Genomic DNA, 23,786 nt, shown 5'->3' with positions numbered 1-23,786 from the left:
AGAACGTGAGGGTGCAGCGTAAGCACGCGATGGCGGCAATCGTGGCGGTGACCGCCACGGTGGCGGTCTCGGTGGGAACCGGACTGGGATTCGCGGACACCGCGCCGGTCGGGCGGTCGGCCTGCGCCGGGTCGGTGACCTTCTCGGCCGAGAGCGGCCCGCCGGCCGCGACGAGCGACAGGTTCCCGGTGGGCACACGCCTGCGGGTGACGAACCTCGACAACCGCAAGGTGGCCACGGTGACCGTCACCGGGCCGTCCGGTAGCTGCGTGCTGCTCAACGCCGCCGCCATGGACCTGGTACGCGAGCCGGGCAAGAACGTCATCCGCCGCAACGTGGTGGAACGCCTCGACGGCGCCGCCGCTCCGGCCCCGGGTGCGCAGCCGGGCGAGACCCGGCCCGGCGCCGCGCAGCCGATCGGCGGCAGCGTCTGCTCCGGCGCGCTCACGTTCTTCGCCGAAGGTGGGGCGCCGGCCGCCACCAGCGGCCAGTTCCCGCTCGGCACCCGGCTGCGGGTGACGAACCTGGACAACAACAAGGCGGTGACCGTGACGGTGACCGGGCCGTCCGGTAGTTGCGTGCTGCTCAACACCGCCGCCATGGACGCCATCCGGGAACCGGGCAAGAACCTGGTCCGGCGCAACACCGTCGAGCTGATTCGCTGAATTCCGGGGTGGGACACCATGGGCCGGTCCTGGGGATGATCGGCCCATGGTGTTCCACGTCCGGGGTCAGCCGAAGGCGGCCGCCAGGATGTCCAGCCCTCGGCCCAGCTCGTCGTCGGAGATGACCAGCGGCGGCAGGAACCGCAGCACGTTGCCGTAGGTGCCGCAGGTCAGCGTGAGCAGCCCGGCCGCGTGGCAGGCCGCCGAGATCGCCGCCGTGGCGGCCGGGTCGGGGGTCGACGTGCCCGGTACGACGATCTCCACGGCGAGCATCGCGCCCCGGCCGCGTACCTCGGCCACGCGCGGGTCACCGGCGGCGATCGCGCGCAGCCGCTCACCCATCACCGCGCCGATCCGGCGCGCGGCGGCGGCCAGGTCCAGCTCCCGCATCGTCTCGATCGACGCGAGCGCGGCGGCGCAGGCGATCGGGTTGCCGCCGTACGTGCCGCCCAGACCGCCGACGTGCACCGCGTCCATCAGCTCCGCCCGGCCGGTCACCGCCGCCAGCGGCAGCCCGCCCGCGATGCCCTTGGCCAGCGTGATCAGGTCCGGCTCGACGCCCTCGTGCTCGCAGGCGAACCAGTCGCCGGTGCGGCAGAAACCGGTCTGGATCTCGTCGGCGACGAAGACCACCCCGGCCGCCGTCGCCCACTCGCGCAGCGCCGGCAGGAAACCCTCAGCGGGTACGACGAAACCGCCCTCGCCCTGGATCGGCTCGATCAGCAGCGCCGCCACGTTCTCCGCGCCCACCTGCTTCTCGATCATCTCGATCGAGCGGGCCGCCGCGGTGGCGCCGTCCAGCCCGCCGTCGCGCAGCGGGTACGACATCGGCACCCGGTAGACCTCACCGGCGAACGGCCCGAACCGGTGCTTGTACGGCATGTTCTTCGCGGTCAGCGCCATGGTCAGGTTGGTCCGGCCGTGGTACGCGTGGTCGAACACCACCACCGCCGGCCGCCCGGTCGCGTGCCGGGCGATCTTCACCGCGTTCTCCACCGCCTCGGCGCCGGAGTTGAACAACGCCGAGCGCTTCCCGAAACCACCCGGGGTCAGCGCGTTGAGCTGCTCGCAGACCGCCACGTACGACTCGTACGGCGCGACCATGAAGCAGGTGTGGGTGAACCGCTCGACCTGCGCGCGTACCGCCTCGACCACACGCGGCGCGGAGTTGCCCACGTTGGTGACGGCGATGCCGGCGGCGAAGTCGATCCACTCCCGCCCGTCCACGTCGGTGATCGTGCCGCCGCCCGCCCGGTCCACGTACGCGGGAATGGTGCTGCCGACGCCCCGCGCCACCGCCTCGACCCGGCGCTTGTGCAGCTCCTCGCTGGTGGCCATCGCGATCAGCCCTCGATGTTGTGCATGACGTGCTTGACCCGGGTGTAGTCCTCCAGGCTGTAGACCGACAGGTCCTTGCCGTGGCCGGAGTGCTTGAAGCCGCCGTGCGGCATCTCCGAGACGAACGGGATGTGCGTGTTCACCCAGACGCAGCCGAAGTCCAGCCGCCGCGTCATCCGCATGGCCCGGCCGTGGTCGCGCGTCCACACCGAGGCGGACAGGCCGTAGTCCACGCCGTTGGCCCAGCGCACCGCCTCGTCCTCGTCGGAGAAGCGCTGCACGGTGATGACCGGCCCGAACACCTCGTCCTGGATGATCTCGTCGGCCTGGCGTACGCCGGAGACCACGGTCGGGGCGTAGAAGAAGCCGCGCTCGCCGACCCGGGCGCCGCCGGTGGTGACGTTCGCGTGGTCCGGCAGGCGGTCCACGAATCCGCTCACCCGGGCGAGCTGGTTGGCGTTGTTCAGCGGGCCGTAGAGCACGTCGGCGTCGTCCGGCGCGCCGGTACGGGTGTTGCGGGCCTGCTCGGTCAGCGCGGCCACGAAGTCCTCGTGGATGCCCGGCCCGGTCAGCACCCGGGTGGCCGCCGTGCAGTCCTGACCGGCGTTGAAGTAGCCGCCCATCGCGATCGCCTCGGCCGCCGCCGCCACGTCGGCGTCGTCGAAGATCACCACCGGGGCCTTGCCGCCCAGCTCCAGGTGCGTCCGCTTCAGGTCCGGCGCCGCCGCGGCGGCGACCTCCATGCCCGCGCGGGTCGAGCCGGTGATCGACACGAGCTGCGGGGTCGGGTGGGAGACCAGCGTACGGCCGGTGTCGCGGTCGCCGCAGACCACGTTGAACACACCCGGGGGCAGGTGCTCGGCGGCGATCTCGGCCAGCAGCAGCGTCGACACCGGCGTGGTGTCCGACGGCTTCAGCACCACCGCGTTCCCGGCGGCGAGGGCCGGGGCGATCTTCCAGACCGCCATCATCAGCGGGTAGTTCCACGGCGTCACCTGGGCGCAGACGCCGATCGGCTCGCGCCGCACGTACGAGGTGTGCCCGGCCATGTACTCACCGGCCGAGCGGCCCTCCAGCAGACGCGCGGCGCCGGCGAAGAAGCGCAGCTCGTCCACCGCCGGCGGCAACTCCTCCTCGGTGGTGAGCTGCCGGGGCTTGCCGGTGTTGCGGACCTCGGCGTCGACCAGCTCGGCGGCCCGCGCCTCCACCGCGTCGGCGAACTTCAGCAGCGCCCGCTGCCGCTCGGCCGGGGTGGTGTCGCGCCAGGTCTCGAACGCGGCGGACGCGGCCTTCATCGCCGCGTCCACGTCCGCCGCGCCGGAGACCGGGGCCTGGGCGAAGACCTCGCCGGTGCACGGGTCGATCAGGTCGGCGTAGCCGCCGTCCACCGGGTCGACGTACTCGCCGTTGACGAAGTTGCGCAGCTGCTGCTGGTCGCTCATCAGAAGTCTCCGTGAAGGTGGCCGGGGAGAGGGTCAGCGGAGGTTATCGCAATCTGACTGCCATCTTGGCTACTAAATCCGAGGCAGACAAGGGTTTGAGCAACTGTTTCCGCGTGGGCACCTGTGGTCTAGGCTGCCGGTCGTGGAGCCGAGAGCCTTCTACGTCGCCGGTCGCCCCGCCCACGGCGAGGACGAGCTGACAGTCACCCACCCGTACGACGGGCAGCCGGTGGGGCGTACCACGCTCGCCACGGCCGACCAGGTCGAAGCCGCCGTCGCGGGGGCCGCCCGGGTAGCGGCGGAGGCCGCGGCCCTGCCCGCGCACGCCCGCGCGGCGGCCCTGGACCACGTCTCCCGCCGGCTCGCCGGGCGGGCCGACGAGGTCGCCGCGCTGATCACCGCCGAGAACGGCAAGCCGGTCAAATGGGCGAAGGCCGAGGTGGGGCGCGCGGTCTCCACGTTCCGCTGGGCCGCCGAGGAGGCCCGGCGCTTCTCCGGCGACCTGCAACGGCTCGACACCGACCCCGCCGCCATCGGCCGGATCGCCCTGGTCCGGCGGGTTCCGCGCGGGCCGGTGCTCGGCATCACGCCGTTCAACTTCCCGCTCAACCTGGTCGCCCACAAGGTCGCCCCGGCGCTCGCCGTCGGTACGCCGATCGTGGTCAAGCCGGCCCCGGCCACCCCGCTCACCGCGCTGCTGCTCGGCGAGATCCTGGCCGAGACGGACCTGCCCGAGGGCATGTTCTCGGTGCTGCCGCTACCGAACGAGCGCGCCGCCGAACTGGTCGCCGACCCGCGCCTGCCGGTCGTGTCGTTCACCGGCTCCGGGCCGGTCGGCGCGGCCATCCGCCGGGCCGCCCCGGACAAGCACGTCACGCTGGAACTCGGTGGCAACGCCGCAGCGGTCATCTGCGCGGACTGGTCGGCGGACGACGACCTGACGTTCGCCGCACAGCGCATCGCCACGTTCTCCAACTACCAGGCCGGGCAGTCCTGCATCGCGGTGCAGCGCGTCTACGTGCACGAACGGCTATACGACGGCTTCCTGCCCCGGCTCGTCGCGGCGGTACAGGCGCTGCGTACCGGCGACCCGCGCGCCGAGCTGACCGACGTCGGCCCGCTGGTGTCGGTCGAGGCGGCGCAGCGCGTCGAGACCTGGGTGGACGAGGCGGTCGCCGCCGGCGCCGTCGTCGAGGTCGGCGGGCGGCGCGACGGCGCGACCTATCCGCCCACAGTGCTCAGCGGCGTACCCGCCGACGCGAAGGTGTGCGCCGAGGAGGTGTTCGGGCCGGTGCTGGTGGTCGCCCCGGTCGCGGATGACCGGGCCGCGTTCGCCGCCGTCAACGACTCCGCGTACGGCCTGCAGGCCGGCGTCTTCACCCACCGGCTCGACGTGGCGTTCGACGCCGCCCGCACGCTCGAAGTGGGCGGTGTGATCGTCGGGGACGTGCCGTCGTACCGGGCCGACCAGATGCCGTACGGCGGGATGAAGGGCTCCGGCGTCGGGCGGGAAGGGCTGCGCAGCGCGATGGACGACTACACCGAGCCGCGGGTGATGGTGCTGACCGGCGTGCCTCTCTGATCGCTCGGCCTCACCAGGTGCCGTCGTCGCGGACCCGGGCGGGGGCACGGCCGAGCAGCAGGGTGGTGAGGGCGGCGTCGATGTCGGCGCCGAGGAACCACTCGCCGGCCTGGTCGAGGGCGAAGATCCGGCTGTGCTCGTCGACGGCGAGGATGCTCTCCTGACGTTCGCTGCCGAGCGGGAAGAGGCGCGCGCCGATGACCGCGCCGAAGTCGGCGAGAGAGTCGGCGCTGTGCGCCACCTTTCGCGGTCGTATCTCGAAGCGTGAGATCCACACCGCTTCGCCCGGACCCTGGCGCGCGGTCACCAGGCCGGGAAAGGCGGTGAGTGTCGCCAGCGCGGCGGGGAAGGGGGCATGGGTGTGCTTGGTGCCGCTGACCTCGGTGACCTTACGGACCGAGGTGGTGGCGGAGACCTCGTCGCCGAAGTGCGGGCGCCAACCGGCGATCACCAGCGCGTTCGCGACCTCGGTGGGAAACCGGCCGGGCTCGGGGGGTGTCTGTGGCTCGGACTGCCATTCCTCGGCGTAGGCCAGTTCCGGCCAGGGAAGCACGTTGACGTGCACGAGGAATCTGATGCACGACTCGCAGCGGAGGTCGGCCGGACCACCCGCCGGGTCACCGGGCTCGCGCACCCGGAAGCTCTCGATCCGGCTGGTGCCGAGCAGGTCGCGGGCGTCCTCGATGGTCAGTGGTGGCAGACCTTCGGCGGTCCGGCGGTGGTCGTGCTCGTACAGCGCGTCGGAGACCACGATCATCTCGGCGTGCCGCTCGCCGCCCCGCACCAGATGGCCCGGGGTCAGATCGTCCAGGTAGGACTGCACCAGCGGATGGTGCCGGACCTCGACATCTCCTTTGGCGCCCTGCGCGACGTGCCGGCGGCCGTCGAGCGCGAGGTGCGCCGCCGCGCCCGGCGTGGGCAGCCGGGTCAACTCGCGCAGCAGTTGGGCGGCCGGGTCGACGGCGCGCGGCGCACGGGGTTCATCGGGCCGCTGCTGCCGGTACATCGCCTCGACCGCCGGCGCCGGAATCCGCGGCCAGGTGGAGACCTCGCCGGTCTCCTTGTCGATGACTGTGGTCGGCAGGTCGCCGGGGAGCGCCCGGGCATCGGCGGACACAGTGGACAGAACCACGTAGCCCAGGTCGAACTCCTCGACCACCGGCGTGCAGGGAAAACCGAGGCGGTCGGAGTCCCGCCGGGCCCATACCGAGGCGATCTGCTCGGCCTGCTGTCGCTCGATCACCACTTGAAATTACCGGACCCCACGGATTTCGTGGCACCCGGTATGGTCGGGCCTACCCACGGTGACGGAAGGGGTGTGGCGGTGGCCGAGAGTGCGGACCGGGATGCGAACCGTGCACTACGCGCGCGATTCGACGAGGTGTACGGCCAGTACCAGCGGTTGCGGTCCGGTCTGGACGAACTTCAGGTCAAACTGGCCGAGCTGCGGGTCACCGAACGCTCCGACGACGGTCAGGTGACCGCTGTGGTCGGCGCGCGAGGCGAGCTGATCAGCGTCGAGGTGAGCCCTGCCGTCTTCCGGGACCGGGATGCCGGAGGGCTGAGCCGGAAGATCACCGAGACCGTGCTGCGCGCCTCCACGGCCGCTGTCACCGCCACCCGCGAGCTGGTCTCCGGCTATCTGCCCCCGGGTTCACCGTCGGTCGAGTTCCTGCGTACCAATGACTTCGGCGCGCTGCTCGGCCGGGCCGACGCCGTGCTGGCACGCGGCGAGTGACAGGTGGCCGGGGGAGAGATCTGGCTGGACCCGGACCGGGCCCGGCGCGGCGGCGCCGACCTGACCCTGTCCGGTAAGGCGATGAGCGCGGCCCGGCGGGAGACAGGCGACCCGATCGCGACTGCGAGCGCCCAACGACCCTGGGGCCGGGACGACATCGGCGTCGCCTTCGACAAGCATTACCAGGGCTACGCCGAGACGCTGCTGCGCGCGTGGGAACAACTCGGCCGGTCGCTGGAGGTGCTCGGGTCGGACGTCGTCCGCTCGGTCGCGGCCACCGTGGAGACGGACCTGAGCAACGCCCGTGACCTCGGAAAGATCCCCCAGCAGGGCCACAACCCGCGTCGGCCCTGGCGCTGACCACCGGAGGATCCGCGCGTGAGCATGCTGCCCAGCCCGATCCCGCACCCGCTCGACTTCTGCCCGTGGGACGTGCCCGGCTGGATCTACGAAGCGCTCGACTGGGTCGTGGGCGTCGAGTGGCCGGAGGGCAACGAGCGCTCCGTCTGGGACCTGGCCGACCAGTGGTACGGCGTCGCGGGCGTCCTGACCGGTCCGCGCGACGACGCCACCGCCGCCGCCGGTGAGGTGAAGAGCGGATACGGCGGCGTCGGCCTGGTCGCCGGCGCGTTCGACAGGGCCTGGCACAAGCTCGCCGAAGGTGAGGATGCGCCGCTGCACGTCCTCGTGGCGGCCACCGACGAGTTGGGCCGGCTGGTCGACTCCTGCGGCTGCGACATCGAGGGCGCGAAGCTCGAAGCCTGGATCGAGCTGGGCATCCTGGTGGTGGAACTGCTGGCCCTGGCGGTGGCCGCCGTGCTCACCCTGGGCGCCGCCTCCCCGGCGGCCGCCGCCGCGATCACCGCGACGAGGGTCGTCGTCCAGCAGATCTTCAAGCGCCTGGTGGCCCAGCTCGCCCGCAAGGCGGTCAAGCAGGGGCTCAAGGAGGCGGGTGAGCGGGCCGCGAAGGAGGCGGCGAAGGCCGGTGCCCGTGGACTGGCCCGACGGGCGGCGCTCGGCGGCCTGGTGGAGGCCGGTCAGGAAGCGGGTACCAACCTCGCGACGCAGGCGTATCAGAACACCACCGGCCGACGTGACGGCCTGGACCTGACCGACGTGAGCACGTCGGCTCTCGGCGGCTTCGCCGGTGGGGCGGTCGCGCCGCTCGCGGGTCTGGGCCGTCATGCGAGCGGGCGGTTCGCCGAGATCGGCGAGCGGTTCGGCCGGGAGATGGCCGGGGAGACTCTGGCCGAGACCGCGGCCGGATTGGCCACCGGTCACGGCCCGTCGCTGGAGGATCTCGCGCGCGCCGCGGCGTCCGGCGCGACCGGCTCCGCCACCGGCCAGACCGACTCCGCGCTGCAACGCCGCCTCGACGGGCAGTTGAGCGGGCTGACCGTTCCGCCGGTCGGGCTGGACGTGCCACCCGTCGGCGACCCCGTCGGGCTCATCCCGGCCCAGCGGGTCGCCGAGCCGGTCGTCCAGGGCGGCGAAGCGGTGGCGGGCCAGGTCTCCCCGACACCCGCACCCGTCCCACCGCACGCTGCCGCCGCTCACCCGCTGGCGGTTGACCCGCCGCGTCCGGCGCCGGAGACGGCGACGCCGCCGGTGGCCGCTGCCACCCCACCGGACGTGACGCGGCTATCGGTCGCTTCCAGCCCCACGTTGTCCTCGGTGATCACGGATGTGCCCGTCGCGTTCCCTGCCGAGCAGGTCGACCCGCGAACCGCCACGGGTTACCCGCCCCTGGTGCCCGGCAGCAACTCGCCGCCGCCATCGACTCCGGTCCAGGCGGCAGCAGGACCGGCCACGCTGTCCCCATCGATCGGGGAGCACCCGCAGTCGGCGGCGCCACCACCGTCGGACCGGACTGCCCCCGACGTCGGGCACCCCGCACCGTTGAGCGCCCCGCCGCCACAGCCGCAGTCCGCCTCACCCCAGGGGCCGCTCGGGCCGGACCCCCGCCCGACGCCGAACCCGCGCTTTCCGCTGCTGGAGTCCCTGGCGCCGCCTCGGCCCGCCATCGATCCGCCGGCACCCAACCCCGGCCCGGTCGACCCGCCGCCTCCCGACCTACGGACCATCCAGGAGCGCGCCGCGCGCCTCGCGGCCGACCGGGAGTCGTTCGACCGGCGCCGCTACCACGGTTACCTGCAGGCCCAGCGGACGTGGTTCGAGGATCGCCGACGTCAGACCAGGGCCGACTGGCTGCACGAGCGTGCCGCCTATCACGAGGAACGGGCCAGCGACTGGGCCGCGCAGGCGATGGAACTGCGTCGCACCGGGCGGACGCTGGCGGCGCAACGATGGCACCGCGAAGCGCACGAGGCGGATCTCGAGGCGGCCGACCTGCGCGAGGAGGCTCGGCAGGTCCTCGCCGGGCGACTCGTGCCGGAGCAGGTGATGGTCGAGGACGACCTCGACTTCTACCGGATCAACGACGACGTGGCGGACCTGGCCGTCGGCGCGGTCGAGACGGCCGACCATTCCGCGCTCACCGGCCACGGCCACCCCGAACCGATCGACAGGTCCCGGCCCTACGGCCGTCGGGGAGGGCTCCGGCCACCGCTCGCACTGCATCAGACCGACCTGGAACGGCAGATGCCCCGCAACCCGGACGGCAGCGTCGCGCGTACCGCCGATCCCCGGCGTGGCGGATGGTTCCGCCTGGCGAACGACGGCGGACCGGCGGCGGACGCGACCCGGGGCATCAACTGCCTCGACTGCACCCTGTCGCTGTTCGAGACATGGGTCCACGGACGGCCGCGGGTCGCCGCTCCGCGTACGTTCGACGGCTACCTCGGCGGTGACGTGCTCCGCCCAGTGGGCGGCGAGGCGGACGGACCGCTGCGGGTCGAGCAGACCACTGGCGGCCGGTTCCAGAACCTGTGCCCGGTCGACCGGCCCGGCATCACCGGCCCGCAGCGCCAGTGGCTGGTGGATCGCGGCTACCGCGACCTGTACGCGCAGCTGGCGTCGGGCGGCCACGGCAGCTACGCCTTCCTCATCACCAGCTTCGAGGGTGGCGGATCGCACGCCTGGGTGGCGTTGAACCAGAACGGCACGGTCCTCTTCCTCGACCCGCAGTCGGGCGCCGTCGCCGACCGGCCGCTCTACCACCACAGCGGTCGCCCGTTCGAGGGCAACGTGGTCGGTGTCGACGCGCTGGTGCTCGGCCCTGACGGACGGCCGATGCCGCTCACCGGCCGCCCGCCCGGCACGTTCAACGTCCTGCCCGAGCCCTTACCCCGCCCGGCGCCGCCACGCCTGCCCGAGCCGCCGCCGCCACGCCTGCCCGAGCCGCCGCCGGCCGACGACGGGAACGCGCCGGACTTCAATCACGTCCACCTGCTCGGCGAGTCCACCACTTTCCACACCCGGGCGGACGCACCCCCGACGGGCAGCGCGCCGCCCGTCGAGCCGCAACCCGACCGGGTACGCGAGGAACACCGGCAGGCGCACGCCGACCGGATAGCCGGCGGGCTCTACGTACGCGACGTGCTCGCCGAGAGCGGAAGCCTCGACGCGGCCTTCGCCGCCGGGGTGACACCCGTGGAGCTGGCGCAGGCCGCCGACGCGCCGACGCTGCGGCGGCTCGCACCCGGGCTGGACGATGCCGCCGCGGCCGACCTCAGCCGGTTGTTCGCCGACCCGCGCGTGCAACGAATGCTCGACCAGAGCTGGGAAGCGCCACCGCGACGGGAGGAGTTGCTGGCCGAGACGCTGGTACGGCAGCTCGCCGAGCGGCCCGACCTGGTCCGGATGCTCCTGGCGACACCGGAACTCGCGAACTCGCTGACCGCGCGACCGCTGACCCTGCATCACCTGGCCAGCCACCAGCAGGCCATCGACGTGCTCGGCGAGGTCATCAACGACATAGCCGTCCGCGGGACCGAGGCGGTGATCGCGCCAGAGCCGCTGAAACCCCACCCGACGCCTGTCAGTGAAGAGCAGCGGGAACTCGGAGAGCGGGTCGCGAGGCGCGGCCAACGGCGGTTGCAGCTCGGATTCGATAGGGCCCGCCGAAATGACGAGGTGTATCGGCTCGCTTACGTGGACCGGCTGTACGCGGATGCGGCGGTAGCCCAACAGGAGCTGAACACGCTTGCTGTTGTGCTGGCCGCTGATCAAGGCAGGCCTGGTTGGAGGAAGGAGCCCAAGAATCGCGAACGCGTACTCGACAAGTTGGTCGAGTACGAGAACGACGCGTCAAAGCTCAAGGATTTGGCGGGCGCAAAGGTGCAATTCGACACTCTTGACGCTGTTTACCATGCGCTCGGACGACTGGCAGCCGACCCGAAGGTAGTGATCCTGCATGTCAAGGACCGGTTCCTCGATCCGCAGGACAGCGGTTACCGGGATATCTTGCTCAACCTTCGAATGTCGAACGGCCACATGGCGGAACTGCGACTGCAGCTCGCGGCGATCGAGGGGGTCGCGGAATGGGAACATGCGCTGTACGAAGTCCGACGCGACCTGGAAGCGGTCTCAGAGAGTGAAGGCAGGTCGTTGACACACACAGAACGCGCCATCCTCGACGGACTCCTCCGGCGAGCGCAAGGCACTTACTGGAGCAAGGTGCGGGAGGACATCGGAGAGGTGCCGCCGCAGTGAGGCCGGCAGAGGGTTTGACGCTCCCCAAGTTCTTCAACTACTACGACTCCCCGGTGAAGTTGGTCGCCACCGCTGACGGTGGCATGGCTGGCTGGAGGCTGTCGAAGGACACCGGGGGTTGGCGTGAGGCCAACAACCTCATCAACAAGGTGCTGTTCGTGGGCGGTGACGAGGTCTATGAGATTTCGCCTGAAGAGTTCGTGCAGCTCACGGAGCTTGAGAGGAGCCTCTACCTTCGTGGCGACGGGCCGATCTTTGCCCTCTACGAAACCGTCCGGGCTATTGAGGACACGCTCCAGGTGGAACGCCGATATCCGACGCCGCAGGAGCAGGCGCTGATCAGGGGAATCCGGCGGCGGACCTTTGTGATGTTCGAGGAGCAGCTCCAGCAGGCCGGTGACCCCGCCGCCGACCCCACCATCGCCGCCACCCCCTCCTGACACGCCATGTCCGTCGACGAAGGTCCGGCCGTGCCGTACGTGCCGCCCGCCGACGCGACGGAGGCGAGGCGCGTACAGGAGGAGCTGCGGTCGCGGGTGGACCTGGTGGGGCCCGGTCCCGCCGCGCCCGCGACGGTGGCCGGCCTAGACGTGGCGTACGCGCAGGACGGTGATTTACTCGCCGCCGCTGTCACGGTGCTGGACGCAGTCAGCCTCGCCGTGGTGGACGAGGCGGTGTTCGTGGGGCGGCCCGCCTTTCCGTACGTGCCGGGGCTGTTCGCCTTCCGGGAGATGCCGGCGCTGCTGGCCGCGTTGGGCCGGCTGACCGTCCGCCCGGAGCTGCTGGTGTGCGACGGGCACGGGCTGGCGCACCCGCGCCGGTTCGGGCTGGCCTGCCATCTGGGTCTGGTGACCGGGCTGCCCGCGATCGGCGTGGGGAAGACGCCGCTCGTCGGCTCGTGGACCGGGCCGGGCCCCGAGCGTGGTGACAGCGCCGACCTGTGTGACGAGGGCGACGTGGTCGGGCGGGTGCTGCGTACCCGGGAGGGCGTCCGGCCGGTCTTCGTCAGCGTCGGGCACCGGATGGGGTTGGACAACGCGGTCGAACGGGTACTGGCACTGACGCCCCGGTACCGGCTGCCGGAGACGACCCGGACGGCCGACCAACTGTGCCGCCGGGCGCTCGCCTCGGCCGTCGTCTCCGGCGGTGACCTGGACCGGCGGTGATCGCGTGGCGCGGCACACATGTGGCGTGGTCGATGCGAAGGTGCCCTCCGGGCCCGGTAGTAACCTGACCGGCGGATCCGGTCCGGACGCAACGGTGAGGTGGGGATGTCGGTGGGGAGGCACGCGGCGCGGTGGGCCATTGTCGGCGCGCTGCTGGGTGGCCTGATCGCCGTCCCGGCGTCGCCGGCGTCGGCCCGGGACGACCGGGTCGGGCTGCGCTCGGCGGGCAGCTTCACCGCCGGGGGTTCGCCGGGTGGCGTGACTGTCGAGGTGCGCAAGCGCACCGACGGCTGCGTGCAGCTGCGTACCGCGATCGGGCTCCGGTTGGAGGGCCTTCGGGCGGACCAGGTGCGGGTGCAGGTGGCCGCCGGGGACGGCTGGACGCCGGTGCCGGTCTCCGGTGGTGACGGCGCGGTCGCCACCGCCCAGGTCGCGCCGGTCGACCGGCCGCTGTGCAAGGGCAAGGGCGCCACCGTGCGCTACCGGGTGTCCTTCCTGGCCGGCGTCGTCGGCGGGCGGTTGGAACTGGCGGGCGAGGCGAGCGCCGCGAACGGTGACGTGCTCGGCCGGGCCGGTGGGTCGGCCCGGCTGGTGGGCGCGCCGCGTACGCCGAGCCCGAGTCCGTCCCGCAAGCCCTCGCCGACGCCCAGCGCGAGCGAGACCACACCGGCCGAGGCGACTGACACGTCGCCGGTCGCCGCTGCCGTCGCCCCGGCCACCGCCGCGGCCGACGACTCGTCGTTCGGAGGTTCCATGATCATGTGGTTCGGTATCGGGCTGGTGCTCGTCGGCGCCGCGCTCATCGTCCTGCTGCTGCGCCGCAGTCGCGCCGACCGCAGCGGCGGCGGGCCGGTCGCCGACCAGCCGCCGGTCCCGCTGCCACGCAGCACCACCACCTACCGCTCCGGCGCCACCGGGCCGGCCCCCACGGTGTACGGCGGCACGCCGGCGCCCCGTCCGGCGGGCAGCGTGTACGGCGCGCCTTCGTCCGGTCCGACCCCGCCCGTCTCCGGGTCGACGCCGCCCGCGCCCGCGGGCGGGGACGCGACGAGCCTCCTGCCCCGCTTGCCGGACTGAGGCCGAACCCGACCGGCTCCCGGGGTTACCGTGACGGTGGGTGGTCACGCCGTGACCCGGTGGCCGCCACCTGCCCGGCCGGAGGACCGGACACCGGGGCCGAACGGGGCCCGGTGCCGGGGCCGGTTGGCCGATAAGATCGCGTGCGCCGATCGGCACCGCCGACCGGTGAGACCGCATACGTGGAAGGAGCCGCGCCGTGGCCCTGGACCCGCAGTTGCTCGAGATCCTCGCCTGCCCGGACACGCATCACGCCCCGCTCGACTACGACGCGCAGGCGCAGACGCTCACCTGCACCGAGTGCGGTCGCATCTTCGAGGTCCGCGACGACGTACCGGTGCTCCTGCTGGACGAGGCGCGCGGTGGACCCGCCGCCGACGAGGCGCGGGGCGGGTCGTCGCGGTGATGGAGGGTACGGCCGGGGTCAGCGGGCACCGGCACGCCGATGAGGCCCTGCTCGACGACGCGGCGCTGCTGGCCGAGCGGGACCCGGGCGGCATGCTCCGGCACACCGCATCCGCCGGCGCGCAGGTGCGTGAGTCGGCGGCGCTGGCCGCCGAGGCCAACCTGTCAGTGCTCGCCGACGACGGCCGGCCGCGCGCGGTGGTCATCGCCGGCATCGGCACCGCCGGGCGTACCGGTGACGTGCTGGCCACTGTCGCCGGGCCGCGCTGCCCGGTGCCGGTCATCCCGCACCGCAGCGCCGGCGTGCCGGGCTGGGTGGGTGCGGCGGACGTGGTCATCGCGGTGAGCGCGTCCGGGCGCAGCCCCGAGGCGCTGGGCGCGGCCGAGGCGGCGCACCGCCGTGGCGCCCGGCTGGTGGCGGTGGGCGCGCCCGACTCGCAACTCCAGTCGGTGGCGGAGCGGGCCCGGGCGCCGTTCATCCCGGTGCCCCGGCGCGCGCCGGCGAGGGCCAGCCTCTGGGCGCTCACCGTGCCGGTTCTGCTCGCCGCCCGTACCCTCGGGCTGGTGAAGGTCAACGAGGCCGACCTGGCGGAGACGGCGGCCCGGCTCGACGCCGACGCCGATCGGTGCCGGCCGACCGCGGAGTCCTTCGTCAACCCGGCGAAGTCGCTGGCGCTGGGGCTGTCCGGCTCGATCCCGATCGTCTGGGGCTCGTCTCCGCTGGCGACCGTCGCGGCCCGGCGGTTCGGCGACACGTTGTCCGCCAATGCCCGCTACCCGGTGGTCGCCGGCGCGCTGGGCGAGGCGGGGCGGGGTCGTGTCGGCCTGCTCGACGGCGTGTTCGGCGGCCTGGCCGAGGGCGAGCGGGACATCTTCGCCGACCCGGGCGACGACGAGTCCGACGGCACCCGGCTGCGGCTGGTGCTGCTGCGCGACGGCGGGCTCAACGCCGACGACGACACCGACGAGCCGCTGGCGGTCGAGGAGCGCCGCGCGGACGCGGTGCAGACGCTCGCCGAGCGCCGTGGGGTGCGCTGCGACGTGGTGACCGCCGAGGGCGGCTCCGCGCTGGAGCGGCTCGCGTCGCTGGTGGCGGTCCCCGACTTCGCCTCGATCTACCTCGCCCTGGCACACGGGCTGGACCCGATGGCGGTACCGGCCATCACGGAGATGAAGGAGCTGGCGAACCAGTGAGCACACGGGGCATCGAGCGAGGCGGGGAATGAGCGCGAACGGGGGCACGAAGGCGATCGTCGCCGCCCTGGCGGCGAACCTCGGTATCGCCGTCACCAAGTTCGTCGCGTTCGCCCTCACCGGCTCGTCGTCGATGCTGGCCGAGTCGATCCACTCGGTGGCCGACTCGGGCAACCAGGGCCTGCTGCTGCTCGGTGGCCGGCGGGCCAAGCGGCAGGCCACGCCGCAGCACCCGTTCGGGTACGGCCGGGAGCGCTACATCTACGCGTTCATCGTGGCGATCGTGCTGTTCAGCCTCGGTGGCCTGTTCGCGCTCTACGAGGCGTACCACAAGGCGTCCGATCCGCACCCGATCGAGAGCTGGCAGTGGGTGCCGGTGGCGGTGCTGGTGGCCGCGATCGTGATGGAGGGCTTCTCCTTCCGTACCGCGATCAAGGAGTCCAACCTGATCCGGGGCAACCAGACCTGGGTGCGGTTCATCCGCCGGGCCAAGGCCCCGGAGCTGCCGGTGGTGCTGCTGGAGGACTTCGGCGCGCTCGTCGGTCTGGTCTTCGCGCTGTTCGGCGTCGGCATGACGCTGATCACCGGAAACGGCATGTGGGACGCGGCGGGCACCGCGATGATCGGTGTGCTGCTCGTGGTCATCGCGGTCACGCTGGCGATCGAGACCAAGAGCCTGCTGCTCGGCGAGGGCGCGGAGCAGGGCGAGCTGGCCAAGATCGAGCAGGCCGTCACGAACGGTCCCGAGGTCGAGCGGATCATCCACATGAAGACGCTCTACCTGGGCCCCGAGGAGCTGATGGTGGCGGCGAAGATCGCGGTGCCGGCCTGGGAGACCGCCGAGGACCTGGCCCGCGACATCAACGCGGTCGAGGCCCGGATCCGGCGTGAGGTGCCGACCGCCCGGGTGATCTACCTGGAGCCGGACATCTACTCGCCGGAGGCGGAGCGGGCGGGCACCGGGCAGGCGGCGGCGACCGCCGTCCCGGAGGCCGCGACCACCGGCGAGGCGCACGCGGCCGACGAGGTGGCCGGGCGGCCCGGGAGCTGACCGATGGAGCTGTTGCAGGGCCGGATCCGCGACTACGCCTGGGGCTCGCGCACCGCGATCGCCGAGTTGCAGGGGAGGCCGGTGCCGAGCAACGGGCCGGAGGCGGAGCTGTGGCTGGGCGCCCACCCGGGCGCCCCGGGCACCGTTCAGCGGGACGGCCGTCCGGTCAGCCTCACCGAGCTGCTGGTGGCCGAGCCGGGCCACTGGCTGGGTGAGCGGCTGGTCGGCCGGTTCGGCACCCGGCTGCCGTTCCTGCTGAAGGTGCTGGCCGCCGACTCCCCGCTGAGCCTCCAGGCCCATCCGGACGCCGAGCAGGCCCGCGCCGGGCACGCCGCCGACGTGGAGCGGATCAACTACGTCGACCCGTACCACAAGCCGGAGCTGCTGGTGGCGCTCTCGGAGTTCGACGCGCTGTGCGGCTTCCGCGATCCGGGGGAGTCGGCGGCGGCGATCGCCGCGTTCGGCGTACCCGCGCTGGAACCTGTGGTGGCGGCGTTGCGCGCCGGGCAGGCGGGGCTGCGGGAGGCGGTACGCCTGCTGTTGAGCTGGCCGCGGGCGGAGCGCGCCGGGCTGGTGGCGGCCGTGCTGGCGGCGGCGGACGCCGGTCCCGGGTCGGCGGACGCCGAGCTGGTACGCACGCTGGCGGCCGGCTATCCGGAGGATCCGGGCGTGGTGGTGGCGTTGCTGTTGCACCACGTCCGGCTGGCGCCCGGCGAGGGCATCTGGATGCCGGCCGGGAACCTGCACGCCTACCTGCGCGGCACCGGCGTGGAGATCATGGCGGCCAGCGACAACGTGCTGCGTGGCGGGCTGACCCCGAAGCGGGTGGACGTGGACGAGCTGCTGCGGGTGCTCCGGTTCGAGGTGCTGACCGAGCCGGTGCTGCGGCCGGAGACGGTGGCGCCGGGGGTGCTGACGTGGCCGGTGCCGGTGGAGGACTTCGCGCTGCACCGGGTCGAGGTCGCCACCGGGTCGCCGGGGGCGCGGTTGACGCTGCCCGGGCCGCGGGTGGTGCTCTGCCGGACCGGGAAGCTCACCGTTGACGACGGGGTGGGCGTGGTCACGCTGGGCGCGGGACAGGCCGCTGTGGGCACGGCGGCGGGAGGTCCGCTGACGCTGGGCGGGGACGGCGAGGCGTTCGTCGCCACCTGTGGCCTGCGCTGAGCGCTCAGTAAAAGCCGCAAGTCCGACTTTCCCGAAATAGCTTGACGGCCCACTGGCGTGGTGTGACCCTATGGGTACGCAGCGTTGTCGCGACGAAGGTCCGATGACGTGCGGGGGAACCAAACCGGGGGGATGCGCGGGGCGGTCGGGCCGTGGACGGAAAGTCCGTCCACGACCGACCGCCCCGTGCGCTGTCCGCCGACCGGCCGATTGTGTGCTCGGTCAACCGGGCACCGGCCGGGTGGGTCGCGCGCGTAAGGTGGAAGGCTGCGCACCACATCGTTCGACAGGAGCTTCCATGACCAGCACCCTCCCCGCGGCCTCCAGCGGCGCGTCGTCGCAGGCTCGGCCGAGCACCCTCGCCGAGGGCGACTACAAGGTGGCGGATCTGTCGCTCGCCGCGTTCGGTCGCAAGGAGATCCGGCTCGCCGAGCACGAGATGCCCGGCCTGATGGCGATCCGGCGTGAGTTCGCCGAGGCCCAGCCGCTGGCCGGCGCCCGCATCACCGGCTCGCTGCACATGACCGTCCAGACCGCCGTCCTGATCGAGACCCTTGTCGCGCTCGGCGCGCAGGTCCGCTGGGCGTCCTGCAACATCTTCTCCACCCAGGACCACGCCGCCGCGGCGATCGTGGTCGGCCCCGAGGGCACCCCGGAGGCCCCGGCCGGCGTGCCGGTCTACGCCTGGAAGGGCGAGACGCTGCCGGAGTACTGGTGGTGTACCGAGCAGGTGCTCGCCTGGCCGGACGGGCAGGGCCCGAACATGATCCTGGACGACGGCGGCGACGCCACCCTGCTCGTCCACAAGGGCGCCGAGTTCGAGAAGGCGGGCGCCGTGCCGCCGGTCGAGTCCGCCGACTCCGAGGAGTACGCGGTCATCCTCGAACTGCTGCACCGCTCGCTGGCCGAGGACAACCAGCGCTGGACCCGGATCGCCGCCGGCATCAAGGGCGTCACCGAGGAGACCACCACCGGTGTGCACCGGCTCTACGAGATGCACCGCGCCGGCACGCTGCTCTTCCCGGCCATCAACGTCAACGACTCGGTGACCAAGAGCAAGTTCGACAACAAGTACGGCTGCCGCCACTCGCTCATCGACGGCATCAACCGGGCCACCGACGTGCTGATCGGCGGCAAGATGGCAGTGGTCATGGGCTACGGCGACGTGGGCAAGGGCTGCGCCGAGTCGCTGCGCGGCCAGGGCGCCCGGGTCGTGGTGACCGAGGTCGACCCGATCTGCGCGCTCCAGGCGGCGATGGACGGCTACCAGGTCGCCACGCTGGACGACGTGGTCGAGCAGGCGGACATCTTCATCACCGCGACCGGCTGCTTCGACGTCATCACCAACGAGCACATGGCCCGGATGAAGCACCAGGCCATCGTGGGCAACATCGGCCACTTCGACAACGAGATCGACATGGCCGGCCTGGCCAAGCGCAGCGACGTGACCCGGGAGAACATCAAGCCGCAGGTCGACGTGTGGCGCTTCGACGACGGCCACGCGATCATCGTGCTCTCCGAGGGCCGCCTGCTGAACCTGGGCAACGCCACCGGCCACCCGAGCTTCGTGATGTCGAACTCGTTCGCCAACCAGACGATCGCGCAGATCGAGCTGTTCACCAAGACCGAGGAATACCCGATCGGCGTCTACGTGCTGCCCAAGCACCTGGACGAGAAGGTCGCCCGGCTGCACCTGGACGCGCTCGGCGCGAAGCTGACCACGCTCACCAAGGAGCAGGCCGCCTACCTGGGCGTCTCCACGGAGGGCCCGTTCAAGCCCGACCACTACCGCTACTGAGTTCACGCTCCGGAAGGGACCGGGGTCGGCCACCGCGCGGCCGTCCCGGTCCCTTTTCGCGTACGGGGTGGGCCGGCGGGTGCCGAACCGGGTGACGTTACCGCGATCAGCTTGACGTTTGCTGTGAACAGGAGGAAGGTATGCCTGCCCTAAGTTAGCGACCACGGAGCAGCTGATGTTCGCCACGTACCTGATCGGCCTGCGCGAGGGCCTGGAAGCGACACTTGTGGTCAGCATCCTCGTCGCGTTCCTGGTGAAGTCGCAGCGCCGCGACCGGCTGCCGCAGGTGTGGACCGGCGTCGGCCTGGCCGTGGCGCTCTCCGTCGGCTTCGGCTCGCTCATCCAGTACACCTCGACCTCGCTGTTGCGCACCTCGGAGTCGCGCGAGCTGTTCGAGGCGGTCACCTCGGTCGCCGCCGTGGTGTTCGTGACCTGGATGATCTTCTGGATGCGCCGGGCCGCCCGCACCATCGCGGGTGAGCTGCGCGGCAAGCTCACCGACGCGCTCGCGGTCGGCTCCCTGGCGGTCGCCGGCATGGCGTTCCTCGCGGTCATCCGGGAGGGCCTGGAGACCGCGCTGATCTTCTACGCCGCCGCCGAGAGCGCGGCCGGCGGCACCGGGCCCGGCTCGCTGCTCGCCCTGGCCGGCGGCATCGCCACCGCCGTGGTGATCGGCTTCCTGCTCTACCGCAGCGCCGTCCGGATCAACCTCAGCCGGTTCTTCACCTGGACCGGGGCGCTGCTCATCCTGGTGGCCGCCGGCATCCTCAAGTACGGCGTGCACGACTTCCAGGAGGCCGGCGTGCTGCCCGGCCTGAACGACCTGGCCTTCGACATCTCCACCACGCTCGACCCGAACGCCTGGTACGGCGCGCTGCTCGCCGGCATGTTCAACGTCACCGCCGCGCCGACGGTGCTGGAGCTGGTCGCCTGGGTCGCGTACGCGGTCCCGGTGCTCGTGCTCTTCCTGCGCAAGCCCGCCCGGCCCGCCAAGCCGGTTCCGGCCGCCGCCACACCCACCGCGCCGGCCGACGTCGCCGCTGATCCGTCCCCCCGCGCCTGAACCACCCGTTCCCGAGGAGACCGCACGATGCGTACCACCCGACTCGTCGCGCCCGCCGCCGCCGGGCTGCTCGCCGTCGCCGGACTGACTGGCTGCGGGGGCGGTGACGACGCCGACGCCAAGAACGGCGGGCCGATCGCCGTCAAGGCCACCGACACCGTCTGCGAGGTCGCCGACACCGAGATCGACGCCGGTCAGGTTACGTTCAAGGTGACGAACAACGGTTCCAAGGTCAACGAGTTCTACGTCTACGCCGCCGGTGACCGGGTGATGGGCGAGGTGGAGAACATCGCCCCCGGGCTCAGCCGGGAGCTGCGCGTCGAGCTGACCGCCGGCACGTACGAGACGGCCTGCAAGCCGGGAATGAGCGGCCGGGGCATCCGGGGCGCGCTGAAGGTGAGCGGCACCGCCGCGACTGTCGCCCCCGACGCCGCGCTGACCCAGGCCACCGAGAGCTACCAGCGGTACGTGCGCAGCCAGACCGCCGCGCTGCTGACGAAGACCGAGGAGTTCGTGGCCGCGGTCAAGGCGAACGACGTGGCGAAGGCCAAGGCGCTGTACCCGGTGGCCCGCACCTACTGGGAGCGGATCGAGCCGGTCGCGGAGAGCTTCGGCGACCTCGACCCGAAGATCGACGGCCGCGAGGAGGTGGTCGAGGAGGGCATGGAGTTCACCGGCTTCCACCGGATCGAGAAGGACCTCTGGACCACCGGCGACGTCAGCTCCGACGGCCCGATCGCCGACCGGCTCCTGGCCGACGTCAAGGCGATCGTGGCCAAGGCGGACGCCGAGAAGCTCACCCCGCTCCAGCTCGCCAACGGCGCCAAGGCGCTGCTCGACGAGGTCGCCAGCGGGAAGATCACCGGCGAGGAGGAGCGCTACTCGCACACCGACCTCTGGGACTTCAACGCCAACCTGGAGGGCTCCAAGGCGGCCGTCGCCGCGCTGCGTCCGGCGCTGGAGCAGCGCGCGCCCGACCTGGTCAAGCAGCTCGACAGCGAGTTCGCGAACGTGGAGACCACGCTCGGCAAGCACCGCGCCGGCGACGGCTGGAAGCTGCACACCCAGCTCGGCAAGGACGAGCTGAAGGAGCTGTCGGACGCGGTCAACGCGCTGGCCGAGCCGGTCAGCAGGGTCGCGGCGGCAGTCGCGCGATGACCGGCCCGGCCGGCGGTGACGCGACGAGCGAGCCGAACCGCGAGCGGACCGGCCGCGGCCTGTCCCGGCGCCGGGCGATGACCCTGGCCGGCGTCGGAGTGGCCGGTGTCGCCGGGGTGGCGGGTGGCGCGGGCGCGCTGCTCGCCGGCGGCAACGAGGCATCAGCGACCGGATCGGCCGCCGGTTCCGTGCCGTTCCTCGGCGAGCACCAGGCCGGCATCACCACCCCGGCCCAGGACCGGCTGCACTTCGTCGCGTTCGACGTGGTCACCAAGGACCGGGACCGGCTCGTCGCCATGCTCCAGGAGTGGACCGCCGCCGCGGCCCGGATGACCGCCGGGAAGGACGCCGGGGTGATCGGCGCGGTCGGCGGCATGCCCGAGGCTCCGCCGGACGACACCGGCGAGGCGCTCGGGCTGCCCCCGTCGCAGCTCACCCTCACCGTGGGCTTCGGACCGACGCTGTTCCGCGACGCGCAGGGCCGGGACCGTTTCGGCATCGCCGCCCGGCGTCCGGCCGCCCTGGCCGACCTGCCGCACTTCGCCGGGGACGCGCTGCGGCCGGAACTGTCCGGCGGCGACATCTGCGTCCAGGCGTGCGCCAACGACCCGCAGGTCGCGGTGCACGCCATCCGCAACCTCGCCCGGATCGGCATGGGCGTGGTGAGCGTCCGCTGGTCGCAGCTCGGCTTCGGGCGTACCTCGTCGACGTCGCGGGACCAGGCCACGCCGCGCAACCTGTTCGGCTTCAAGGACGGCACCGCCAACCTCAAGGCCGAGGACGCCGCCCTGCTCCGCGACCAGCTCTGGGTGCAGCCCGGTGATGGCCCGGACTGGATGACCGGCGGCTCCTACCTGGTCACCCGGAAGATCCGGATGCTGATCGAGACGTGGGACCGCAGCCCGCTGGCCGAACAGGAGATGATCGTCGGCCGGACCAAGGGCAGCGGCGCGCCGATCGGCCGCCAGGACGAGTTCGACGAGCCGGACTTCGCCGCCAGGGGCGACGACGGCGAGCCGCTCATCGCCGACACCGCGCACGTACGGCTGGCCCACCCGGACACCAACGACGGCGCCCGCCTGCTGCGCCGCGGCTACAACTTCGTGGACGGCTCGGACGGGCTGGGCCGGCTCGACGCCGGGCTGTTCTTCATCGCCTACCAGCGCGATCCGCGCCGGCAGTTCGTGCCGATCCAGACCCGGCTGGCCCGCAACGACGCGATGAACGAATACCTGCGGCACGTCTCCAGCGGCCTGTTCGCCTGCCCGCCCGGCCTGCGCGACGCAGCCGACTGGTGGGGGCGCGCGCTGTTCTCCTGAAGCCGGCTCAGCTCACCCGAGGCGGCTCAGCGGCGTACCGGATCGGGTTCGACCTGCGGCGCGGCGGGCCGCAACCGGCCCGCGCCCGGCCCGGCGGGGCCTGGCAGGACGGCGCCCGGCCCGGTGGAGCCCGGCACCACGGCGGGCGCCGGGACCAGCTCCGGCCAGAGCGTGGCGGCGACCGCCCGGCTGCGGCCCAGCCGGTGCGCCGCCCGCCGCCCCCGCTCGGCGAGCACCGCCGACAGGTACGCCCAGTCCGGCGCGGCCCACGGCGGAGGCGGCGAGGTGACCGCCGCGACCTCCGTCCACAGCCCCCGGCCCAGCCGGAACCGGTCCGGTTCGGCGAGCTGGGGCAGCCGGTCCAGGTACTGCCGCACGGCCAGCGCCAGCCCGTCGTCGAGGCGGGTCAGGTCGAGCGTGCCGGCCCAGGCCAGCAGCGGCGGCGCGGCCGGCGGCAGCGGCCGCCACAGCGTCGCGCCCCGGGTGTGCACCACGAGCGTGCCGGCGACCAGGTCACCGAGTCGGCGTCCGCGCGGGTCGGTGAGCATCACCGTGACGCTCGCCGCCCAGCTCAGCAGCGGCAGCACCAGCCCGGGCCACTCCACCGCGACGCCGACGAGCGCCCGCGTCAGCGACTGGCCCACCCCCACCGGGCCGCCGTCGGCCCGGACCACCCGCAGCCCGACGGCCAGCTTGCCCACCGTCCGGCCACCGGCGAAACGTTCCATCACCACCGGATAGCCGATCAGCACCAGCACCAGCAGCACGATCTGCAGCGCCCCGGCCAGGGCGGCGTCGAGGTAGTCCCCGAGCAGGGCGAGCGCCACCATCCCCAGCACCGCGCCGAGCACGAGCGCCAGCGCGAGCTGGATCACCGCGTCGATCAGCAGGGCCAGCACCCGGGAGCCCAGCCGGGCCGCCCGGACGTCCAGCTCCACCGCCTCGCCGCTGACCAGACCGGCGTCGGCCCACCGGGGCGGTGGGGGAGGTTGCGCGCGCACCCCGACAGTGA

General features: G+C 72.8%; 20 protein-coding genes. 16 read left to right on the top strand and 4 right to left on the bottom strand.

The features are described 5' to 3' along the window. Positions 1-5 precede the first annotated feature (5 nt). On the top strand, positions 6-665 hold the full coding sequence (locus tag O7542_RS21050) for a hypothetical protein (RefSeq protein ID WP_104113172.1): 660 nt from the start codon (positions 6-8) through the stop codon (positions 663-665). A gap of 66 nt (positions 666-731) precedes the next feature. Here the strand turns inward: O7542_RS21050 and gabT are convergent, their stop codons facing one another. Together gabT and O7542_RS21040 are read right to left on the bottom strand one after the other, a co-directional pair. Continuing rightward, positions 732-2,003 carry a 4-aminobutyrate--2-oxoglutarate transaminase gene (gene gabT / locus O7542_RS21045; protein WP_064447722.1) on the bottom strand — a complete coding sequence of 424 codons (1,272 nt, stop codon included), beginning with the start codon at positions 2,001-2,003 and terminating at the stop codon, positions 732-734. Positions 2,004-2,008: 5 nt separating this feature from the next. Beyond that, positions 2,009-3,445: a gamma-aminobutyraldehyde dehydrogenase gene (locus O7542_RS21040; protein ID WP_281605130.1), complete on the bottom strand. Its 1,437-nt coding sequence runs from the start codon at positions 3,443-3,445 to the stop codon at positions 2,009-2,011. Between the two features lie 142 nt (positions 3,446-3,587). Between O7542_RS21040 and O7542_RS21035 the strand changes: the two genes are divergently transcribed. Then, on the top strand, positions 3,588-5,027 hold the full coding sequence (locus O7542_RS21035; RefSeq protein ID WP_281605129.1) for an aldehyde dehydrogenase family protein: 1,440 nt from the start codon (positions 3,588-3,590) through the stop codon (positions 5,025-5,027). Between the two features lie 10 nt (positions 5,028-5,037). On the opposite strand, the gene O7542_RS21030 is transcribed toward O7542_RS21035, so the two are convergent. Then, positions 5,038-6,270 carry an SUKH-3 domain-containing protein gene (locus O7542_RS21030; RefSeq protein WP_281605128.1) on the bottom strand — a complete coding sequence of 411 codons (1,233 nt, stop codon included), beginning with the start codon at positions 6,268-6,270 and terminating at the stop codon, positions 5,038-5,040. Positions 6,271-6,351: 81 nt separating this feature from the next. Here O7542_RS21030 and O7542_RS21025 point away from each other — a divergent pair, with 81 nt between their 5' ends. The 14 genes from O7542_RS21025 to efeB all read left to right on the top strand — a co-directional run bounded on the left by O7542_RS21025 (position 6,352) and on the right by efeB (position 22,774). Then, the gene (locus O7542_RS21025) at positions 6,352-6,765 is read left to right on the top strand and encodes a YbaB/EbfC family nucleoid-associated protein (protein WP_043326418.1); all 414 of its coding nucleotides are present in this window, start codon (positions 6,352-6,354) and stop codon (positions 6,763-6,765) included. 3 nt (positions 6,766-6,768) lie between these two features. Further along, positions 6,769-7,125 carry a hypothetical protein gene (locus O7542_RS21020; protein ID WP_064447725.1) on the top strand — a complete coding sequence of 119 codons (357 nt, stop codon included), beginning with the start codon at positions 6,769-6,771 and terminating at the stop codon, positions 7,123-7,125. 327 nt (positions 7,126-7,452) lie between these two features. Beyond that, positions 7,453-11,379, top strand: coding sequence for a toxin glutamine deamidase domain-containing protein (locus O7542_RS21015; protein WP_281605127.1), 3,927 nt, complete (start codon positions 7,453-7,455; stop codon positions 11,377-11,379). Continuing rightward, on the top strand, positions 11,376-11,819 hold the full coding sequence (locus O7542_RS21010) for a hypothetical protein (protein ID WP_281605126.1): 444 nt from the start codon (positions 11,376-11,378) through the stop codon (positions 11,817-11,819). The genes O7542_RS21015 and O7542_RS21010 overlap by 4 nt, the downstream gene beginning before the upstream one ends. A gap of 6 nt (positions 11,820-11,825) precedes the next feature. Next, positions 11,826-12,545: a deoxyribonuclease V gene (gene nfi, locus O7542_RS21005; protein ID WP_281605125.1), complete on the top strand. Its 720-nt coding sequence runs from the start codon at positions 11,826-11,828 to the stop codon at positions 12,543-12,545. Positions 12,546-12,650: 105 nt separating this feature from the next. After that, on the top strand, positions 12,651-13,622 hold the full coding sequence (locus O7542_RS21000; RefSeq protein ID WP_113971974.1) for a hypothetical protein: 972 nt from the start codon (positions 12,651-12,653) through the stop codon (positions 13,620-13,622). Positions 13,623-13,821: 199 nt separating this feature from the next. Further along, complete coding sequence (locus tag O7542_RS20995) at positions 13,822-14,028, top strand: Trm112 family protein (RefSeq protein ID WP_030501390.1); 207 nt, start codon at positions 13,822-13,824, stop codon at positions 14,026-14,028. After that, positions 14,025-15,221: an SIS domain-containing protein gene (locus O7542_RS20990; protein ID WP_043326408.1), complete on the top strand. Its 1,197-nt coding sequence runs from the start codon at positions 14,025-14,027 to the stop codon at positions 15,219-15,221. The genes O7542_RS20995 and O7542_RS20990 overlap by 4 nt, the downstream gene beginning before the upstream one ends. Positions 15,222-15,249: 28 nt before the next feature. After that, positions 15,250-16,272 (top strand): cation diffusion facilitator family transporter, encoded by a 1,023-nt coding sequence (locus O7542_RS20985; RefSeq protein ID WP_069087457.1) that lies wholly within the window; start codon positions 15,250-15,252, stop codon positions 16,270-16,272. Positions 16,273-16,275: 3 nt separating this feature from the next. Continuing rightward, the gene (gene manA / locus O7542_RS20980; protein WP_281605124.1) at positions 16,276-17,436 is read left to right on the top strand and encodes a mannose-6-phosphate isomerase, class I; all 1,161 of its coding nucleotides are present in this window, start codon (positions 16,276-16,278) and stop codon (positions 17,434-17,436) included. A 298-nt stretch (positions 17,437-17,734) separates the two neighbouring features. Further along, the gene (gene ahcY / locus O7542_RS20975) at positions 17,735-19,234 is read left to right on the top strand and encodes an adenosylhomocysteinase (RefSeq protein ID WP_043326405.1); all 1,500 of its coding nucleotides are present in this window, start codon (positions 17,735-17,737) and stop codon (positions 19,232-19,234) included. Positions 19,235-19,409: 175 nt separating this feature from the next. Then, positions 19,410-20,297, top strand: coding sequence for an iron uptake transporter permease EfeU (efeU, locus tag O7542_RS20970; RefSeq protein ID WP_281605123.1), 888 nt, complete (start codon positions 19,410-19,412; stop codon positions 20,295-20,297). 27 nt (positions 20,298-20,324) lie between these two features. Further along, complete coding sequence (gene efeO, locus O7542_RS20965; RefSeq protein WP_281605122.1) at positions 20,325-21,455, top strand: iron uptake system protein EfeO; 1,131 nt, start codon at positions 20,325-20,327, stop codon at positions 21,453-21,455. Then, positions 21,452-22,774 (top strand): iron uptake transporter deferrochelatase/peroxidase subunit, encoded by a 1,323-nt coding sequence (efeB, locus tag O7542_RS20960; protein ID WP_069087460.1) that lies wholly within the window; start codon positions 21,452-21,454, stop codon positions 22,772-22,774. Before efeO ends, efeB begins: the two co-directional genes overlap by 4 nt. A gap of 26 nt (positions 22,775-22,800) precedes the next feature. Here the strand turns inward: efeB and O7542_RS20955 are convergent, their stop codons facing one another. Then, positions 22,801-23,775 carry an RDD family protein gene (locus O7542_RS20955; protein WP_281605121.1) on the bottom strand — a complete coding sequence of 325 codons (975 nt, stop codon included), beginning with the start codon at positions 23,773-23,775 and terminating at the stop codon, positions 22,801-22,803. Between the last annotated feature and the right edge of the window lie 11 nt (positions 23,776-23,786).

Source organism: Micromonospora sp. WMMC264 (genome assembly GCF_027497275.1).
GTDB lineage: Bacteria > Actinomycetota > Actinomycetes > Mycobacteriales > Micromonosporaceae > Micromonospora > Micromonospora chalcea.
The sequence above is the reverse complement of the archived record's forward strand: the minus strand, read 5'-3'. Positions and strand labels throughout refer to the sequence as shown.

Excerpts from the sequence above, each read along its gene's own strand:
- gabT (WP_064447722.1), bottom strand. The coding sequence starts at position 2,003 with ATGGCCACCAGCGAGGAGCTGCACAAGCGCCGGGTCGAGGCGGTGGCG.
- O7542_RS21040 (WP_281605130.1), bottom strand. The coding sequence starts at position 3,445 with ATGAGCGACCAGCAGCAGCTGCGCAACTTCGTCAACGGCGAGTACGTC.
- nfi (WP_281605125.1), top strand. The coding sequence starts at position 11,826 with ATGTCCGTCGACGAAGGTCCGGCCGTGCCGTACGTGCCGCCCGCCGAC.
- O7542_RS21000 (WP_113971974.1), top strand. The coding sequence starts at position 12,651 with ATGTCGGTGGGGAGGCACGCGGCGCGGTGGGCCATTGTCGGCGCGCTG.
- O7542_RS20985 (WP_069087457.1), top strand. The coding sequence starts at position 15,250 with ATGAGCGCGAACGGGGGCACGAAGGCGATCGTCGCCGCCCTGGCGGCG.
- manA (WP_281605124.1), top strand. The coding sequence starts at position 16,276 with ATGGAGCTGTTGCAGGGCCGGATCCGCGACTACGCCTGGGGCTCGCGC.
- ahcY (WP_043326405.1), top strand. The coding sequence starts at position 17,735 with ATGACCAGCACCCTCCCCGCGGCCTCCAGCGGCGCGTCGTCGCAGGCT.
- efeU (WP_281605123.1), top strand. The coding sequence starts at position 19,410 with ATGTTCGCCACGTACCTGATCGGCCTGCGCGAGGGCCTGGAAGCGACA.
- efeO (WP_281605122.1), top strand. The coding sequence starts at position 20,325 with ATGCGTACCACCCGACTCGTCGCGCCCGCCGCCGCCGGGCTGCTCGCC.
- efeB (WP_069087460.1), top strand. The coding sequence starts at position 21,452 with ATGACCGGCCCGGCCGGCGGTGACGCGACGAGCGAGCCGAACCGCGAG.